Origin of the sequence: Lysobacter stagni, from assembly GCF_030053425.1 — a bacterium.
In the GTDB taxonomy this organism is placed as follows: Bacteria; Pseudomonadota; Gammaproteobacteria; order Xanthomonadales; family Xanthomonadaceae; genus Lysobacter_J; species Lysobacter_J stagni.
The window spans coordinates 2,144,289-2,161,246 of sequence record NZ_JASGBI010000001.1 but is presented as its reverse complement, the minus strand read 5'-3'; the positions used below and the strand labels follow the sequence as shown (position 1 = coordinate 2,161,246).

The 16,958-nt window shown below is 67.6% G+C and carries 15 protein-coding genes and 1 pseudogene; 5 read left to right on the top strand and 11 right to left on the bottom strand.

The annotated features are described in order from the left end of the window. Positions 1 to 217: 217 nt before the first annotated feature. On the top strand, positions 218 to 2,320 hold the full coding sequence (locus QLQ15_RS10090; RefSeq protein ID WP_283212661.1) for a M13 family metallopeptidase: 2,103 nt from the start codon (positions 218 to 220) through the stop codon (positions 2,318 to 2,320). Positions 2,321 to 2,476: 156 nt separating this feature from the next. Then, complete coding sequence (locus QLQ15_RS10085) at positions 2,477 to 4,486, top strand: M13 family metallopeptidase (protein ID WP_283212660.1); 2,010 nt, start codon at positions 2,477 to 2,479, stop codon at positions 4,484 to 4,486. Between the two features lie 15 nt (positions 4,487 to 4,501). On the opposite strand, the gene QLQ15_RS10080 is transcribed toward QLQ15_RS10085, so the two are convergent. Beyond that, positions 4,502 to 5,158, bottom strand: coding sequence for a rhomboid family intramembrane serine protease (locus QLQ15_RS10080; protein WP_283212659.1), 657 nt, complete (start codon positions 5,156 to 5,158; stop codon positions 4,502 to 4,504). A gap of 161 nt (positions 5,159 to 5,319) precedes the next feature. Beyond that, positions 5,320 to 5,652 (bottom strand): annotated as a pseudogene (locus QLQ15_RS10075) (MGMT family protein); the annotation flags it as partial. Between the two features lie 38 nt (positions 5,653 to 5,690). Here QLQ15_RS10075 and QLQ15_RS10070 point away from each other — a divergent pair. Continuing rightward, positions 5,691 to 6,101, top strand: coding sequence for a hypothetical protein (locus tag QLQ15_RS10070; protein ID WP_283212658.1), 411 nt, complete (start codon positions 5,691 to 5,693; stop codon positions 6,099 to 6,101). A gap of 68 nt (positions 6,102 to 6,169) precedes the next feature. Here QLQ15_RS10070 and QLQ15_RS10065 read toward each other — a convergent pair whose 3' ends face one another. Both QLQ15_RS10065 and QLQ15_RS10060 read right to left on the bottom strand, forming a co-directional pair. After that, positions 6,170 to 7,297 carry an inorganic phosphate transporter gene (locus QLQ15_RS10065; protein ID WP_283212657.1) on the bottom strand — a complete coding sequence of 376 codons (1,128 nt, stop codon included), beginning with the start codon at positions 7,295 to 7,297 and terminating at the stop codon, positions 6,170 to 6,172. A gap of 12 nt (positions 7,298 to 7,309) precedes the next feature. Then, a complete protein-coding gene (locus QLQ15_RS10060) occupies positions 7,310 to 7,936 on the bottom strand; it encodes a DUF47 domain-containing protein (RefSeq protein ID WP_283212656.1) in 627 nt (208 codons plus the stop codon). 248 nt (positions 7,937 to 8,184) lie between these two features. On the opposite strand from QLQ15_RS10060, the gene QLQ15_RS10055 reads away from it, so the two are divergent. Next, positions 8,185 to 9,519 carry a hemolysin family protein gene (locus tag QLQ15_RS10055; protein WP_283212655.1) on the top strand — a complete coding sequence of 445 codons (1,335 nt, stop codon included), beginning with the start codon at positions 8,185 to 8,187 and terminating at the stop codon, positions 9,517 to 9,519. Continuing rightward, a complete protein-coding gene (locus tag QLQ15_RS10050) occupies positions 9,503 to 10,135 on the top strand; it encodes an exopolysaccharide biosynthesis protein (protein ID WP_283212654.1) in 633 nt (210 codons plus the stop codon). Before QLQ15_RS10055 ends, QLQ15_RS10050 begins: the two co-directional genes overlap by 17 nt. A 107-nt stretch (positions 10,136 to 10,242) precedes the next feature. Here the strand turns inward: QLQ15_RS10050 and QLQ15_RS10045 are convergent, their stop codons facing one another. From QLQ15_RS10045 to miaA, 7 genes are all read right to left on the bottom strand, one after another. Then, positions 10,243 to 11,535, bottom strand: a complete 1,293-nt coding sequence (locus tag QLQ15_RS10045) for an adenylosuccinate synthase (RefSeq protein ID WP_283212653.1) — start codon at positions 11,533 to 11,535, stop codon at positions 10,243 to 10,245. Positions 11,536 to 11,729: 194 nt separating this feature from the next. After that, positions 11,730 to 11,915, bottom strand: a complete 186-nt coding sequence (locus QLQ15_RS10040) for a DUF2065 domain-containing protein (protein ID WP_283212652.1) — start codon at positions 11,913 to 11,915, stop codon at positions 11,730 to 11,732. A gap of 9 nt (positions 11,916 to 11,924) precedes the next feature. After that, positions 11,925 to 12,788, bottom strand: coding sequence for a protease modulator HflC (hflC, locus tag QLQ15_RS10035; protein WP_283212651.1), 864 nt, complete (start codon positions 12,786 to 12,788; stop codon positions 11,925 to 11,927). Further along, positions 12,785 to 13,900 carry an FtsH protease activity modulator HflK gene (gene hflK, locus QLQ15_RS10030; protein WP_283212650.1) on the bottom strand — a complete coding sequence of 372 codons (1,116 nt, stop codon included), beginning with the start codon at positions 13,898 to 13,900 and terminating at the stop codon, positions 12,785 to 12,787. Before hflK ends, hflC begins: the two co-directional genes overlap by 4 nt. Positions 13,901 to 13,997: 97 nt before the next feature. Next, on the bottom strand, positions 13,998 to 15,311 hold the full coding sequence (gene hflX, locus QLQ15_RS10025; protein WP_283212649.1) for a ribosome rescue GTPase HflX: 1,314 nt from the start codon (positions 15,309 to 15,311) through the stop codon (positions 13,998 to 14,000). A gap of 127 nt (positions 15,312 to 15,438) precedes the next feature. Further along, a complete protein-coding gene (hfq, locus tag QLQ15_RS10020; RefSeq protein ID WP_283212648.1) occupies positions 15,439 to 15,714 on the bottom strand; it encodes an RNA chaperone Hfq in 276 nt (91 codons plus the stop codon). Positions 15,715 to 15,919: 205 nt separating this feature from the next. Further along, positions 15,920 to 16,885 carry a tRNA (adenosine(37)-N6)-dimethylallyltransferase MiaA gene (gene miaA, locus QLQ15_RS10015; RefSeq protein ID WP_283212647.1) on the bottom strand — a complete coding sequence of 322 codons (966 nt, stop codon included), beginning with the start codon at positions 16,883 to 16,885 and terminating at the stop codon, positions 15,920 to 15,922. Positions 16,886 to 16,958: the final 73 nt, after the last annotated feature.

Genomic DNA, 16,958 nt, shown 5'->3' with positions numbered 1-16,958 from the left:
CGTCGCGCGGCGGAGGCATCGGATCGCTTTGCCGCTTCGGGCGGCACCGCGCCTCCATGTACCGGACGCCCGCGCATGGTCGGCCGGACGCCGGCAGCGCCCGCGTCAACGTGACCTTCGACACCCTCGTACTGGGACAATCGGGTCTAATGTCGCCCGGAGCCCTGTTCCGGGGCCCGTATCAACCGCCCAACGCCGAACCCGGCCGGAGCCCTTTGTGAGCCTCAACAAACCGCAAGTCCTCGTGTTGTCCCTGGCCGTCGCCGCCTCGTTGGCCGCGTGCGCAAAGAAGGAAGAAGCCGCACCGGCCGCCGACGCGGCCAAGCCCGCGCAGCCCGCTGCCTACACGCTCGACGAGAGCAAGCTGCCCGGCGTGAACCGCTTCGCCGTCGCCGACCTGGACACCACCAAGAACGCGTGCGAGGACTTCGGCGGTTACGTCAACGGCAAGTGGCTGGCCGCCAACCCGATTCCGGGCGACCGCACGTCGTGGGGCGCGTTCGAGATGCTCGCCGAGCGCTCCACTGCGGTGCAGCGCCAGCTGGCCGAGCAGGCCGCCGCCGACAAGGCCGCGACGGGCGTGCAGAAGATCGTCGGCGACTTCTGGGCCACCGGCATGGACGAGGCCAAGATCAACCAGCAGGGCCTGGCCCCGCTGCAGTCGCGCCTGGATGCCATCGCCGCACTCGACACGCAGGAAAAGGTCGCCGACTACCTGCGCACCAGCGCGGCCAAGGGCGAGAACGTGCTGTTCGGCTTCGATTCGCTGATCGACTACGACGATCCGACCATGAACATCGGCGTGGCCTTCCAGGGTGGCCTGGGCCTGCCGGATTCCACCTACTACAGCGATCCGAAGCAGAAGGAAAAGCTGGCTGCGTACGAGACGCACGTCGCCAAGGTGCTCGAACTGTCGGGCGTTCCGGCTGCCGACGCCGCCAAGCAGGCCAAGGACGTGGTCGCGTTCGAAACGCGCCTGGCCAAGGCATCGAAGTCGCGCGCGGAAATCTCGCGTGACAGCAAGCTGTACTTCAACCCGGTCACGCTGGCCGACGCCGACAAGCTGACGCCGAACTTCCCGTGGACGAAGTTCTTCGAGTCGCAGGGCCTGGCGGTTCCGGCGAAGTTCTCGCTGGCCATCCCGGCTTTCCACGCCGAAGTGAGCAAGATGCTGGCCGACGTGCCGGCGGCGAAGTGGCAAACCTACCTGCGCTTCCACACCGTCGACGGCGCTTCGCCGTACCTGTCGGACGCGTTCGTCAACGAGAACTTCGACTTCTACAACAAGACGCTGCGCGGCCAGAAGGAAATCAAGGAACGCGGCAAGCGCGTGCTGGAAGCGCTGAACGGCGGCGCCGGCGAGGCGCTGGGCCAGCTGTACGTGAAGGTCGCCTTCCCGGCCGACTCCAAGGCCCGCATGGAAACGCTGGTGCAGAACCTGCGCGACTCGCTCAAGACGCGCATCGAGAACCTGGACTGGATGAGCGACGAGACCAAGAAGAAGGCCCTGGACAAGTGGGCCGCCTTCACGCCGAAGATCGGTTACCCCGACAAGTGGCGCGACTGGACCGGTCTGGACACCAGCCGCGACAGCTACCTCGGCAATGTGCTGGCCGCCCAGGAGTTCAACTACAAGTGGGACATCGGCAAGATCGGCAAGCCGGTCGATCGCACCGAATGGGGCATGCCGCCGCAGATGGTGAACGCCTACTACAACCCGTCGATGAACGAGATCGTCTTCCCGGCCGCGATCCTGCAGCCGCCGTTCTTCGATCCGAAGGCGACGGATGAGATGAACTACGGCGGCATCGGCGCCGTCATCGGCCACGAGATGACCCACGGTTACGACGACCAGGGCAGGCTCTTCGGACCCACCGGCAAGTTCGAGGACTGGTGGGCGGAGGCGGATGCCAAGGGCTTCTCCGGCCGTACCGACAAGCTCATCGCGCAGTTCAACGCGTACGAAGCGGCGCCGGGCCTGCACGTCGACGGCAGCCACACGCTGGGCGAGAACATCGCCGACCTGGGCGGCCTCAACACCGCCTATGACGCGATGAAGAAGGCAACCGCGGGCACGCCGGACCCGAACACCGACGGCCTGACGCGCGACCAGCGCTTCTTCCTCAACTTCGGCACGGTGTGGCGTCGCAGCTTCACCGACGATGAGCTGAAGTACCGCATCACCAACGACGAACACGCGCCGGCCAACTTCCGCGCGATCGGTGCGCCCTCGAACATGCCGGCTTTCGCCGCTGCGTTCTCGTGCAAGCCGGGCCAGCCGATGGTGCGTGAAGGCGACAAGCAGGTCGTGATCTGGTAATCGCATAACTGCAAGGCGTCACGGCCGCACTCGTCGTCGGCCGTCCGAAGGCCCGGTACTCCCGGGCCTTCTTTTTTGGGCCTCTCGCAGCGAAAAGGTTCATCACACTCCCGTTGCTAGACTCCGGCGACCCGTCTCCCCCGAACGGATGCCGCCATGAACCCTCGCCCGCTCGCCTGCGTTTTGGCCCTGAGTGTCCTCGCCGGACTGGCATCGCCCGATGCCCTCGCCCAGAAGAAACGCGCCAGCAAAGCGAAGGCCCCGGCCGCAGCCACGGCCTGCAGCGACTTCTACGCCAATGCCAATGCCGACTGGCTGCGTGCGAATCCGCTGCCTTCCAATGCCGGCTCGGTGTCCGTGCTGGAGCAGCTGGGCGCGCGTTCGCGACAGCAGCAGTTGGACCTGCTGGATGCCGCATCGAAGTCTCCCCAGGGCAACGTGCAGAAACTGCTGGGTGATTTCTGGGCCAGCGGGCTCGACGAGGCCGCCGTCGAACGCGACGGTGCGCAGCCGATCGCGCCGCTGCTGTCCCGCATCGACGCGATCAAGAGCGCGAAGGACATTCCGCCCGCCATCGCGGCATTGCACCAGGTCGGCATCCCGGTGGTATTCAACTTCGGCGCGGACATCGACCTGGACGACTTCGACCGTCATATCGGTTACTTCGCACAGGGCGGCCTGGGCCTGCCCGACCCGGCCTACTACACGCGCGGCGATGCCGACACGCAGGCCCTGATGGCCCGCTATCGCAACTACGTGGAAAAGATCCTTGCGCTCACCGGAACGCCGCAGGCGCAGCTTTCCGCCGACACGCAGGCCGTGCTCGACCTGGAAACGCGCATTGCGCGTGCGTCGAAATCGCTGCTGGACCTGCGCAATCCACGCGCGAACTACGCGCCGGTCGAGACGAAGGCGCTGGCCAGGCAGTACAAGCGCCTGCAACTCGGCGATTTCCTGAAGGCGCAGGCCGTCAACGACGATCGCGTGTCGATGGCCAACCCGCAGTTGTTCTCGCAGATCGACGGACTGGTCGGCAGCCTCAAGCCCGCGCAGTGGAAGGCCTACCTGCGCTGGCGCGTGGGCGATTCGATGGCGCCCTACCTCGCCAAACCGTTCCGCGATGCGGAGTTCGAATTCCGCGGCCGCGTACTGCGCGGACTGGCCGCGCCGCCATCGCGCCCGCAGGCCGTGCTTGACGCGATCACCCTCGCGGCCGGGCCGATGGTCGGCCACGAATACGCCGCGCGCTATTACGCGCCCGCCACCGACAAGCGCGCCGAGGACATGGCCGCGCAGGTGCGCGAGGCGCTGGGGCAGGCGCTGGAGCGCGACACGCGTCTGGGCGAATCCGCAAAGGCCGAGGCGAAGGCGAAGCTGCAGAAGCTCAAGATCGAAGTCGGCACGCCCAACCGCGACCTGGACTACAGCGTGCAACCGATGGGCCGCGGCAGCTTCGGCAGCAACATGTTGATCGCATCGACCTGGCGCCATCGCGAAGAGATGAAACGCATCGGCCGCGGCAACGCCGACCGGCGCTGGGACGTGCTGCCGCAGGATCCGGCGCTGGCCTACGACATCGCGCAGAACCGCCTCATCGTGACGGCCGCGATGCTGCAGCCGCCGGTGTTCGACACATCGAAGGATGCGGCCTGGCTGTACGGCGCATACGGCGCGCTGGTCGGACACGAACTGAGCCACGGCTTCGACAGTCGCGGCCGCTATGTCGACTCAAAGCAGAACCTGCGCGACTGGTGGACGCCAACCGAAGCCAGCGCATGGGACGGTTTGGCAAGGCGCGTGGCCACGCAGTACGGAGCTTTCGACTATCCGGACGCACCCGGCGTGAAGGTCAACGCGACACAGACGGGCGACGAGAACATCGCCGATCTGGCCGGCGTGCAACTGGCGCTGGCGGCGTTCCACGCCGCCGAGCCATCGGCGGCGACTGCGGACCAGTCCTTCTACAAGGGCTGGGCGTCGCTGTGGCCGCAGCGCATGAACGTCGAGACCGCACGCCAGCGCGCGGCGACCAGCGTCCACGCGCCGGGCAAATGGCGCACCAATGGTCCGCTGCGAAACGAACCGGCCTTCGCCACGGCGTTCGCGTGCAAGGCCGGCAATGCGATGGCGCTTCCGGCGGACCAGCAGGTCAGGCTGTTTCCGTGAGCCGGTGAGGGCGTCCTAGCGCACCACGCGCATGCGTGGCGGCCCCTTGCGCCGACCGAACGGCGGCTGCCCGCGCCAGTAGCGGATGAGCAGCCAGCCGAACAGCATGCCGCCCAGGTGCGCGAAGTGCGCCACGCCGGGCATCGTTCGCGTCACGCCCAGCAGCAGTTCGATCGCACCGTAGACGATCACCAGCGTGCGCGCCTTCATCGGGATCGGCGGGATCAGCAGCATCACGCGCTGGTGCGGGAACAACATTCCGTAAGCCAGCAGCAGGCCGAAGATGCCGCCGGAGGCGCCAACCGTCGGGTAGGCCTGTTCGCCCTGCGAGAGGGTCCACATGCCCACGCCGATCTGGCACAGCGCCGCGCCCACGATGCAGACGAGGTAGTACGTGAGGTAGCGGCGATCGCCCCAGACGTGTTCCAGCGGCGCGCCGAACATCGCCAGCGCCAGCATGTTGAACAACAGGTGGACGAAGCTGCCGTGCATGAAGCCGTAGGTCAGCAGCTGCCAGGGCATGAAGTCGATGCCGTACAGGCTGTCGCCGGCGCCGGGTGGCCACAGCATGAACTGCGCCAGCGCGACATCGCTCACGATCATCTGAAGCACGAACACCAGGCCGTTGGCGATCAGCAGGGCCTTGGTGACGGGGGGAAGGTTGGAGAACATCACGGCTCCTTTGTTGCGCTACATGGTAGCCGCTGCGCCGTCCGGGCGGGCTCGCCGCCGATCACACGGTTTCAACCGCGGGTGGATCGCTTGCGGGCGGCCGGCGCCGCCTTGCGGACGCGCGACGTCCGCGCGGCCTTCGCGTCGGCATGCATGTCCATGCCCCACATCTGCTCGTCGAGCGTCGCGGCCGGGCGCTGGCCCTTCACGCGGCCGCCCTCCACCCGGACGCCTTCGGCGCGCAGGCGCTGACTCTGCTCGCGGAAGCCCTTCGACCCCTCCGGGAAGGCGATGCGCCCGTCGGAGCGCAGCACGCGGTGCCAGGGCAGCGCGGCGTCCTCGTTCTGGCCCAGCAGGCGCGCCACCAGCCGCGCACGGCCCGGCAGACCGGCGCGACGGGCGACTTCGCCGTAACCGGCCACTTCACCCGCGGGGATCGCGCGGATCGCGGCCAGGATGCGTCGGTGCGCGTCGTCGGCAGGGACATTGCTCATCGCGGTAGCATACCGGTCTCCCCCGGAAGGAGCCGCCCGTGCGCAACTTCGAATCGATCCGCCGCCATCTGCAGGCGGCGAAATTCCGGCTCACCGAACACGATGTCGACGTGGTCTGCATCGAACTGTCGCTTGAGCACGGCACCCGCCACCAGTCCATCTTCCTGTCCGAACTCGACGACGACGACGGTCGCCCGTACCTGCGCGTGAGCACCGCGGTCGCACCGATCACGGGACTGGATGCGAAGAAGGCTCTGATCTTCAACTGGCAGAGTCGCGTGGGTTACCTCGCCATCGGCGACCTGGACGGCGTGCCGCACCTGCAGTTGTGCGAGAACCGTCCATACGAAGGCCTGGACGAGGCCGAGGTCGACCGCCTGGTGCTGGAGATCGGCGGCCTGGGCGATCGCATGGAGCGGATGTTGTCGGCGGGCGGTGATCTGTTCTGACGGCAGACGCCGGCGCCAAAAGAAAAGGCCCGCTTGCGCGGGCCTTTTCTTTTTATTGCGATCGGGCCTTATGCCCAGCCGAAGTAGCGGAACGTCTCGAAGAACAGATAGGCGATGCCGCCGGCGGCGGGGATCGTCAGGATCCACGCCCAGATCATCTTCTCCACCACGGTCCACTTGATCGCGTTGAAGCGCTTGGCCGTGCCCACGCCCATGATGGCCGAGGAGATGTTGTGCGTGGTCGACACCGGAATGCCCAGGAACGAGGCGCCCATGATCACCGCCGCGGCGCTGGTTTCCGCGGCGAAGCCGTTGATCGGATGCAGCTTCACCAGCTTGTGGCCCAGCGTCTTGATGATGCGCCAGCCGCCCGCGGCGGTACCGGCGGCCATGACCAGCGCGCAGGTGACCTTGATCCACTGGTCGATGTCGTTGTGCTCCAGCGCGTTCTGCGAGGGATGCAGGAACGCCAGCCACGACGGCAGGTTGTCCAGCGTGCCGGCCGACTGCGCGCCGACCAGCGCCAGCGCGATGATGCCCATCGTCTTCTGCGCGTCGTTGCTGCCATGCGCGAAGCCCATGCCGGCAGCGGACAACAGCTGCGCCTTGCCGAAGAACGCATTGACCCAGCGCGGGCGCGCCATGCGTGCCAGCACGCCGCCGCTGCGCGCCATGAAGGAGATGATCGCGAACAGCAGGCCCATCACCAGGAAACCGGTGGCGAAGCCCAGCAGCGGCGAGCTGAACATCGGCACGACGACCTTCCACAGCACGCCGGCGCTCTTGTACCAGGGGTCGTGCGGCTGGGACCAGATCACCGAATGGAAGTTGTTGCTGGCCGAAGCAACGGCGGCGCCGCACAGGCCACCGATGAGCGCGTGCGAGGACGAGGACGGCAGCCCCTTCCACCACGTGATCAGGTTCCAGACGATCGCGCCAAGCAGCGCGCACAGAATCAATTGTGAGGTGACTTCCACCACGCCGGTATCGAGCAGGCCCGAAGCGATGGTCTTGGCCACCGCCGTGCCCCACAGCGCGCCGAGCAGGTTCATGGAAGCCGCCAGGGCCACCGCCTGCATCGGCGAGAGCACCTTGGTCGCCACCACCGTGGCGATGGAGTTGGCGGTGTCGTGGAAGCCGTTGATGTATTCGAAGGCGAGCGCCGCGAATACCACGACCAGGACCAGGGTCAGCATCGGACCGGCCCCTTACGAGTTCTTCAGCACGATTTCGTAGGCGACCACGCCGGCTTCGCGGCAACGGTCGATGGCCTTCTCAAGGATCTCGAAGAACTCCTTGAGCAGGAACATCTGCAGGTTGTCCAGGCGGCCCGAATAGATGTCGCGGTACAGCTCGAGCATCAGGCGGTCGGCTTCGTTCTCGATGGAACGCAGCTCGTCGTTGAGCGCCTTCATCGGCTCCAGCTTGAGGTTGCGCAGCTCGTGCACCATCTTCACCACCACCGCCGAGGCCTGTTCCAGCATCGCCGCGCGCGGCGCGAAGTCGATGTGCTCCAGGTGACGTGTGGCCAGCGAGTAGCGGTCGGCGAACTTCTCGACCTGCTTGGGAATCTTGTACAGCGCCGAGCCCAGCGCTTCGATGTCCTCGCGCTCGATCGGCGTGATGAAGCTGTTGACCAGCTCCTGGCTGATCTTGTCCGAGGCTTCGCGCTCGCGCTGGCGGGCCAGCTTGAAGGCGTCCAGCGCGGGCTGGCGATCGGCTGCCTTGAGCATCGCGTGCAGCGCCCGGGTGCTGTCGTGGGCGGCCACCGCGGCCTCCTCCAGCAGGGTGTAGAACTGGTTGCCTTGGCCGAAGATGGTTTGCAGGGAGAACATGCGCAGGGGGCCTCGTGGTGCCGGGATGCCGGCTCGATAGGGGTCGCAGGGCGGGAATTATGACGGTTTGGGGACATCGGCGCGCGCCCGCGGCGGGTTGATTTCGGCCGTCCTGCTACCATCCAGACGCTTCGCCCCTTCTTCACCCCACTTCACCCGATGGACGACGACCCAGAAAGGCCGCCCGCCGCCCTTGTGCACCCTCACGGACCGTGCACCCCAGCCTGCCATCCTGAGGATCGGACCGCATGCTGGAACTCCTGATCGTCATTGCCCTGATCGTCCTGAACGCCTTCTTCGCGATGTCGGAGATGGCGCTGATGACTTCGCGCAAGATCAAGCTCAAGCAGATGTCCGAGAACAGCCGCGGCGCCGCCATGGCGCTGGAGCTGGCCGAGCATCCCGACAACCTGCTCTCCACCGTACAGGTGGGCATCACCCTGATCGGCGTGCTCACCGGCGTGTTCGGCGGTGAAGCCATCGGCCTGGCCATTGCCGGCTGGGTGGAGGGCATGCTGCCCCACGCGCGCGAGTACGCCCGCGGCATCGGCATCGGCACGGCGGTGGGGCTGATCACCGCCGCGCAGGTGATCTTCGGCGAGCTGGTGCCCAAGCGCCTGGCGCTGACCAACTCCGAAGGCATCGCCGCCGCGGTCGCCCTGCCGCTGTACTGGTTGTCGCGCCTGGCGCAGCCGATCGTGGCCAATCTGGGCCGCATCAACCGCCTGGTGCTGCGCCTGATCGGCGTCAAGGACGATGCGCGCAACGCCATCAGCGAAGAAGAGATCCGCCTGCTGGTGAGCGAAGGCCACGAGCAGGGCGTGATCGACGCGGACGAGCGCAAGATGATGAACCGCGTCCTCGGCCTGGGCGATCGCACGGCCGAAAGCCTGATGACGCCGCGCACGCGCATCGCATGGCTGGACGCCTCGGCGGATTTCGCCGAGAACCTGGAAACGATGCGGCAGACGCAGTTCTCGCGTTACCCGGTGTATCGCGGCAACGACACCGAAGTGGTGGGCATCCTGGAGGTCAAGTCGCTGCTCGACCGCCTGGACGAGCGCGCACCGGACCTGTTCAAGTCACTGCGCGAGCCGTTGTTCGTGTCCGAGTCCACGCACGCGATGAAGCTGCTGGAAATCTTCCGCGAGGAGCAGCATTCGCTGGCACTGGTCGTGGACGAATACGGCGACATCAGCGGCGTGGTCACCATCGCCGACCTGATGGACGCGGTGGTCGGGCGCGTGCACACCTTCGCCGGTGTCGCCGGCGAGGAAGACGACGACAGCTCGCCCGTCGTGGAACGGGCCGACGGTTCGTTCCTGCTGGACGGTTCGCTGTCGCTGGAAGACCTGCGCGAACTCGTTGGCGGCGGCCGTCTGCCCGACGAGGACGAACACGATTTCCACACCGCCGCCGGCATGGTGATCGCGCATTTCGGCCGCATCCCGTACGTGGGCGAACACTTCGACTGGGGCCTGTGGCGCATCGAGGTGGTGGACCTCGACGGCCCGCGCATCGACAAGCTGCTGCTGTACAGGCGCCCCGAACAGGAGCCGGTCGCGGATGACACATCGGGCTGACCATCGCCCCCACGAGGCCGGCACGCGCGCCCTTCTGGACGTCTTCGCCACCGGCGACCCCGACGAACAGCTGCGCATGGGCGACGTCCTGCATGGCCTGGGCGATCGCTCCTTCGGCATGCTGCTGTTCGTCTCGACGATACCGGCGTTCATCCCGATCCCTGGCGTCGGCGGCGCGGTGAGCGGCCCGCTGGTGATGCTGATCGGCCTGCAATTGCTGATCGGCCTGCGCCAGCCGTGGCTGCCGAAGTTCCTCGCCCGCCGCGGTCCGCACCGTCACGCGATGGCGCGCTTCCGCGACCTGCTGTCGCCGTGGCTGACCCGACTGGAGAAGCTGGTGCGCCCGCGCGCGACGGTATTGCTGGACCACCGTCTGGCGGATTTCTTCACCGGCCTGCTGCTGCTGTTGCTTGGCCTGCTGCTGTCGCTGCCGATTCCGTTCACGAATTACCTGTTCGGGGCGTTGCTGTTGTTGTTCGCCTTCGCACTGCTCGAACGCGACGGCTGGCTGCTGGGCGCGGCCTGGACGGCCGGCGTGATCTCCATCGCCGTGTTCGGCGTGCTTTCCGGAACGCTCGCCGGCGTGGCTGCGCGCTGGTTCGACATGCTCTTCTGAGGCGCGGCGTCGCCCATCCCGTCGCTGGCACCGGCCGCTCGCACGCCGCACAACAAAAAAAGGCCCCGCGATGCGGGGCCTTTTCGTATGCGACGGCGAACCGTGGCTTACGCGAACGGATCCTGCAGCACCATGGTGGCGTCGCGATCCGGGCCGGTGCTGACGATGGCGATCGGACAACCCGCCAGTTCCTCCAGCGCACGCAGGTAAGCGCGTGCGGCGGGCGGCAGCTTGTCCCACTCGGTGATGCCGTGAGTGTTCTCCTCCCAGCCCGGGAACTCCAGGTACACCGGCGTGCACTCTTCCCAGCCAGCCGCGTCGAGCGGCGCGTACTCGGTGCGCTTGCCGCGGTATTCGTAGGCGATGCAGATCTTCAGCTTCTCCATGCCATCGAGCACGTCGAGCTTGGTGATGCACAGGCCGGTGATGCCGTTGACGGCCACCGCGCGACGCAGCGCGACGATGTCCATCCAGCCGCAGCGGCGCGGACGACCGGTGGTGGCACCGTACTCCTGGCCGCGATCGCGCAGTCCCTGGCCGACCGCGTCGTCCAGTTCGGTCGGGAACGGACCGCCGCCGACGCGCGTGGCATAGGCCTTGGCGATGCCGAGCACGTAGTCGATCGCATCGGCGCCCACGCCGGTGCCGGCATACGCGCCGCCAACCGTGGTGTTGGACGAGGTGACGTACGGATACGTGCCGTGGTCGATGTCCAGCAGCGAACCCTGCGCGCCTTCGAACAGCACCTTCTGGCCCTGCTTGCGCAGGTCGTGGAGGATGCCGGCGACGTCGGACTTCATCGGCTCGACGTATTCGCCGAAGGCCAGCGCCTCGTCCAGCACCTGCTGGTAGTCGACCGCGTCCACGCCCAGGTACTTGGTCAGCACGAAGTTGTGGTAGTCCATCGTGCTGCGCAGCTTCTCGGCCAGCTGCTGCGGGTAATGCAGGTCGGCCACGCGGATGCCGCGGCGCGCGACCTTGTCCTCGTACGCCGGGCCGATGCCGCGGCCGGTGGTGCCGATGGCCTTGCCACCGGCGGCCTTCTCGCGGGCCTGATCCAGCGCGATGTGGTACGGCATGATCAGCGGCGTGGCCGGGCTGATCTTCAGGCGCGAACGGACTTCCACACCGTTGGCCTCGAGCTCGGCGATTTCCTTCTGCAGCGCGGCCGGCGACAGCACGACGCCGTTACCGATCAGGCACAGCGCACCTTCGCGCAGGATGCCCGACGGGATCAGGTGCAGGACGGTCTTCTTGCCGCCGATGACGAGGGTGTGGCCGGCATTGTGGCCGCCCTGGAAACGCACCACCGCCCCGATGTCCTGCGTGAGCAGATCGACGATCTTGCCCTTGCCTTCATCGCCCCACTGGGCACCGAGAACGACGACTGACTGACCCATTTCGAAGCTCCTGACTCCGTTGCATTGTTTGACCGGCGGGGGCCGGGCTGCCGCGGAAGGGCCCGCAAACAGCAAGAAAGCCGGCGGGGCGCTGGGCCCCGTCCGGCTTTTGTGCATTATCCGGGTTTTGGGGGGGCGGGACCACCCCGGCGACGCCCATCGGGCGCTTTCGGCCCGATCCGGTCAGGCGGGCCTCAGAAGCGCACCCACCACAGCGACAGCAGGCCCACGCCCACGACCACCGCGCCCACCACGCGTAACTGGCGGTCAGGGAGCGCATGAAGCTGCTCGGCCGCCCGTTTCCAGCCCCGCGGCGCGACGAAGAGGAACAGCCCCTCCAGCACGGCAACCAGGCACAGGGCCGAGAGCAGCTCGGTCATGGGCGGCGGTCAGCGATCCGAACGCAGGTACTGCAGGAACGGGTCATCCTTGTCCAGGACGATCATGCTCTCGCCGTCCCCGAAGGACTTGCGATAGGCCTCCAGGCTGCGCTGGAACGCGAAGAAGCCGGGGTCCTTGTTGGCGGCCTGCGCGAACAGGCGTGCGGCTTCCGCATCGCCCTCGCCGCGCAGCTTCTGCGCGTCACGCTCGGCCTCGGCCAGGATCACCGCCTTGGCGCGGTCGGCCTCGGCACGGATCGCCAGGGCCTTCTCGACACCCTCGGCGCGCAGGCGGCTGGCCACCTGGGCGCGCTGGCTCTTCATCTGGTTGTAGACGGAGCTGACGACATTGCTGTCCTGCGGCAGATCGATCCGCTTGATGCGGATATCGACGATCTTCACGCCCAGCGTCGCCGCGCCCTGGTTGATCGCGGCCAACTGCTTGCCCACCACCGCCTGGCGGTCGTCGGAAACGACCTGCTGCAGCGTGCGCGAGTTGATCTCGTTCTTCAGCGAGTCGCGGATGATCGGACCCAGGCGGTCGGTGGCCAGTTTCTCGTCGCCACCGGTGGCGCGGTAGAAGGTGCGCAGGTTGTCGATTCGGCCCACCGCGAAGAAGTCGACGCTGACGTTCTGCTTGTCGACGGTGAGATAGCGTTCCGGCTCGGCATCGATCACCTGCAGACGCAGGTCGAAGGAGCGGACCGACTCGACCAGCGGCCACTTGAAGTTCAGGCCCGGGCCGATATCGGTGCGCACCACGCGCCCCAGGTTCAGCACGATGGCGCCGTGGCCCTGGGTCACGGTGAACATCGAGCCCAGCAATGCCAGCAGCACGGCGACCGCGGCGGCGATCCAAAGGGAGAATTTCATCGCGTCACCTCCTCGCGGCCGGTCGGACGGGTCGAGCGGCCGGGGCGCACGTCACCCGCATCCGGCGTGACGGTCGGGGTCAGCAGTTCGGGGGTAAGCAGGGGCGGCGCGACGGGCGTCGTCGTGCCGCGCTGGTCGGACATCGGCACGTAGATCAGCTGACGCGAACTCGCGCCGACGACCGTGCGGTTCCTGGCCAGCACGTCCTGCACCGTGTCGAGCCACATGCGCTTGCGCGTCACGTCCGGCGCGTTCTTGTACTGGTCGACCAGCAGCGAGAAGCGGGTGGCGTCGCCTTCCGCGCGTGCGATGGTCGAGGTCTTGTCGCCCTCCGCCGACGTGCGCACGCGCGCGGCTTCGCCTCGCGCCTCCGGCACGATCTGGCTGGCGTACGCCTGCGCCTGGTTGATGGCGGTGGTCTGGTCGGATGCGGCGCGCTGGACTTCGTCGAACGCGTCCTTCACCTCGTCCGGCGGACGCGCGTTGGGAAGGCTCAGATCGGTCACCAGCAGGCCGGTGCGGTAGTCCTTCAGCGACGCACGCAGCTGCGTCTCGACGGCTTCCGTGAGTTCGGCACGGGCGTTCAGCACGGTATCCAGGTCCGAGCGGCCGACCTGCTCGCGCACCGCCGCCTGCGCGGCTTCCTTCAGGATGCGCTCGGGGTCGCGCGAACCGAACTTGTAGACCTCGGGACTCTCGATCCGGTACTGCACGTTGAGGTCCACGTTGACGATGTTCGCATCGCGCGTGAACACCGGCACCGTGTCGCTGTAGGCGTTGCTCTGCTCGGTGTTGAGCTTGATCACGCGCTCGATCGGCCACGGTGCCTTGATATGCGGACCGGGCATCAGCACGCGTGCGAACTGGCCGAAGCGCAGGACCACGCCGCGTTCCTGTTCGGTCACCAGCACGAAGCAGTTGAACACCAGCCATAGGCCGACGACCAGTCCGACCCAGCGCAGGATGCCGCCGCTGCCGTTGCCACCGCCGCCGAACAGGCCGCGCAGTGGGTCGAGCAAGGCATCCAGGCCGCGGCCGCCATCGGGTCTGCGTCGCGGGGTTCGTCCGTTCGAACCGCCGGAATTGTCACTGCCAGGGGTGTTCCAGGCCATGCCTGCTCCAGGAGGGGGATCCGCGTCCGCATTCAGCTGCGCGGACGTGCGTCGATTCTAGGTGGGGGTGCCGCATGCCTCAAGCAAGCGGTGGCCGTCAGGCCATGTCCTCGTCTTCCGGCTCCGGCAGCAGCGGGCGCAACGCCTCGCCATGGGCCTGCACGAACAGGCGCTGTGCGTCAGCCAGCGGCAGGTCGACGCGGATGCGCCAGCCGTGCTCGTCGTGGTCCTCGCCACGGACGGCGCCCAGATCGTGGAGGCGTGCGCGCAGTCTTGCCGCTTGTGGCGGAATGCGCACCTCGCCCACCACATGGCGCAGCTCCAGCGATTCGGCCAGCGCCTGGCGCAGCAGGTCCAGGCCGCGCCCGTCGCGCGCCGACAGCCACACGCGCATGCGTGCCTCGACCGGACGATCCAGGCGCGGTTCTGCGGCCTGGCCGTTGTCGAGCTTGTCGATCTTGTTGAACACCAGCAGCTGCGGCAGGTCGCCGGCGCCGATGTCCTTCAGCACTTCGTCGACCTGGGCGATGCGCTCGTCGCGCAGCGGATCGGCGGCATCCACGACGTGCAGCAGCAGGTCCGCCTCGCGCGCCTCGGCCAGGGTGGAACGGAATGCTGCGACCAGTTCGTGCGGAAGGTCGCGCACGAAACCCACCGTGTCGGCCAGCACCACGTTGCCGCCGGACAGCTCGATGCGCCGCACCGTCGGGTCCAGCGTGGCGAAGAGCTGGTCCGCGGCATAGGCCTGCGCGCCGGTCATGGCGTTGAAGAGCGTCGACTTGCCGGCATTGGTGTAGCCCACCAGCGCCACGCGCGGCAGTTCGCTGCGCACGCGTGCGCGTCGCATCTGCGTGCGCTGCACCTCGACCTTGTCCAGACGCCTCTGCAATTGCTCCAGGCGTTTCTGCAGCAGGCGGCGGTCGGTTTCCAGCTGGGTTTCGCCGGGACCGCGCAGGCCGATCGAGCCGCCGCGCTGGCGTTCCAGGTGGGTCCAGCCACGCACCAGGCGCGTGGCCATGTGCTTGAGCTGCGCCAGTTCGACCTGCAGCTTGCCGTCGTGGCTGTGCGCACGCTGGGCGAAGATGTCGAGGATGAGGCCGGTGCGATCGACCACGCGCCGCTGCAGGGCGCGCTCGAGGTTGCGCTCCTGGCCGGGCGAAAGTGGATGGTTGATGAGGATGAGGTCGGCGCCCGTGGCTTCGGCAGCCGCCTTCACCTCTTCCAGCTTGCCGCTGCCGATCAGCATGGCGGCATTGGGGCGATCGATGCGCGCGGTAAGCACTGCGGCGACCGTCGCGCCCGCCGAGCGGGCCAGGTCGGCGAACTCCTCCAGCAGCCCCTCGTCCGGCGGACCTCCGGCGTGGGGCTGGATCAGCAGTGCGTGTTCGCCTTTGCGGGATCTTTCAAACAAACCGGTTCGTGCCTGTGCGGGTACCGGTGAACAAGATGGGCATGGACCCGCGGCCGCACAAGGGCCGCAGGACTATCCGTGTGCCCGCCGCGCATCGCCTGCCGGCCGCGCGACTCCAGGCCGTTGATTATTCCTCGGTTTCCTCGGGCGACTCGGTGCCATCGGCGGACTGCACGTAGCCGCCGCCTGGCCCCACGCGCACGTTGCGCGCCGGCACGACCGTCGAAATGGCGTGCTTGTAGACCATCTGGCTGACCGTATTGCGCAGGAGGACGACGAACTGGTCGAAGGACTCGATGGTGCCCTGCAGCTTGATGCCGTTGACCAGGTAGACCGAAACCGGCACGCGTTCGCGCCGCAGCGCATTCAGGAAAGGATCCTGCAAAGACTGTCCCTTGGACATGGCGTAATTCCCCAACTCGTTCTAGTTATAAGGGCGGCGGTGAATGCCGCATCGCCGATCCCTGTCCCCACAGAGGGCGACGGTTCGATGTTAGCGCAAACGGTCCGCATGCACGCGTACCGGTTTCACCCCTTGGGTTCGAATGTCCTGGCGCGTCGGACCGACAAGCGCGACCGTGCGCGCGACACCCCGGGCGGCCTGCGCGTCAACGACCTGCAGTGCCCATGAACGCCATCCGTGCCGCCTCCAGCGCCTGTGCCTGGCGGTGTGGGTCGAACCACTGCGCGTCCAGTTCGCCCCGCAGCCAGGTCAGCTGGCGCTTGGCCAATTGGCGGGTCGCAAACACGCCCCGATCGCGGAACTCGCCCGCCGAGGTCAGCCCGTCGAGGTGCTCCCAGGCCTGGCGGTAGCCGACGGCGCGCAGTGCCGGCAGGTCCAGCGGCGCCGGATGGTCGCGCAAATCGGGGATCGCACGCAGCGCGCGGACTTCCTCGAGGAAGCCCTGCTCCAGCATCAGGTCGAAACGACGCTCGATGCGCGCATGCAGCTCGGCGCGGTCCGTCGGCGCGAGCACCAGCTTGAGCACGCGCACCGGCAAAGCCGGCGTTCCCGATGGTTCACGGCGCCAGTCGCTGATGGTCCGCCCCGACAACCGGTACACCTCCAGCGCGCGCTGGATGCGCTGCGCGTCGGTGGCGTGGATCCTCGAAGCGGCTTCGGGATCAATCTGCGCCAGTTGCGCATGCAGCGCGGCCCAGCCCTGCTCGCCCGCTTCGCGCTCGATGCGCTCCCGCGTCGCCGGATCGGCCTCGGGCATCGGAGAGAGACCGTGCAGGAGCGCGTGGAAGTACAGCCCGGTGCCGCCGGCCAGAATCGGCAGCCGGCCGCGGGCCAGGACATCGTCGAGCGCGCGGCGCGCATCCGCGGCGAACTCGGCCGCCGAATACGGCTGCCAGGGTTCGCGCAGATCGAGCAGGTGGTGCGGCACGCGGCGACGCTCGTCGGGCGTCGGCTTGGCCGATCCGATGTCGAGCCGGCGATACACCAGGGCCGAATCGACGCTGAGGATCTCGCCCCCGAAGCGCTCGGCCCAGTCCAAAGCCAACGCCGTCTTCCCCGACGCGGTCGGGCCCATCAGGGCAATCGCGAGCGGGCGCGGGTCGGCGGGCATGACGGCACGGGGGACAGCGGAAGCGTAGCCTCGCACAGGGCCACGCGCGGCGGAACCGCCCGCTCTCCACAGC

What these genes read in the sequence shown, in the direction of transcription:
- QLQ15_RS10050 (WP_283212654.1), top strand. Translation starts at nt 9,503, where the DNA reads ATGACACATCGGGCTGACCATCGCCCCCACGAGGCCGGCACGCGCGCC.
- QLQ15_RS10065 (WP_283212657.1), bottom strand. Translation starts at nt 7,297, where the DNA reads ATGCTGACCCTGGTCCTGGTCGTGGTATTCGCGGCGCTCGCCTTCGAA.
- QLQ15_RS10045 (WP_283212653.1), bottom strand. Translation starts at nt 11,535, where the DNA reads ATGGGTCAGTCAGTCGTCGTTCTCGGTGCCCAGTGGGGCGATGAAGGC.
- QLQ15_RS10085 (WP_283212660.1), top strand. Translation starts at nt 2,477, where the DNA reads ATGAACCCTCGCCCGCTCGCCTGCGTTTTGGCCCTGAGTGTCCTCGCC.
- hflK (WP_283212650.1), bottom strand. Translation starts at nt 13,900, where the DNA reads ATGGCCTGGAACACCCCTGGCAGTGACAATTCCGGCGGTTCGAACGGA.
- hfq (WP_283212648.1), bottom strand. Translation starts at nt 15,714, where the DNA reads ATGTCCAAGGGACAGTCTTTGCAGGATCCTTTCCTGAATGCGCTGCGG.
- QLQ15_RS10060 (WP_283212656.1), bottom strand. Translation starts at nt 7,936, where the DNA reads ATGTTCTCCCTGCAAACCATCTTCGGCCAAGGCAACCAGTTCTACACC.
- hflC (WP_283212651.1), bottom strand. Translation starts at nt 12,788, where the DNA reads ATGAAATTCTCCCTTTGGATCGCCGCCGCGGTCGCCGTGCTGCTGGCA.
- miaA (WP_283212647.1), bottom strand. Translation starts at nt 16,885, where the DNA reads ATGCCCGCCGACCCGCGCCCGCTCGCGATTGCCCTGATGGGCCCGACC.
- QLQ15_RS10040 (WP_283212652.1), bottom strand. Translation starts at nt 11,915, where the DNA reads ATGACCGAGCTGCTCTCGGCCCTGTGCCTGGTTGCCGTGCTGGAGGGG.
- QLQ15_RS10055 (WP_283212655.1), top strand. Translation starts at nt 8,185, where the DNA reads ATGCTGGAACTCCTGATCGTCATTGCCCTGATCGTCCTGAACGCCTTC.
- QLQ15_RS10080 (WP_283212659.1), bottom strand. Translation starts at nt 5,158, where the DNA reads ATGTTCTCCAACCTTCCCCCCGTCACCAAGGCCCTGCTGATCGCCAAC.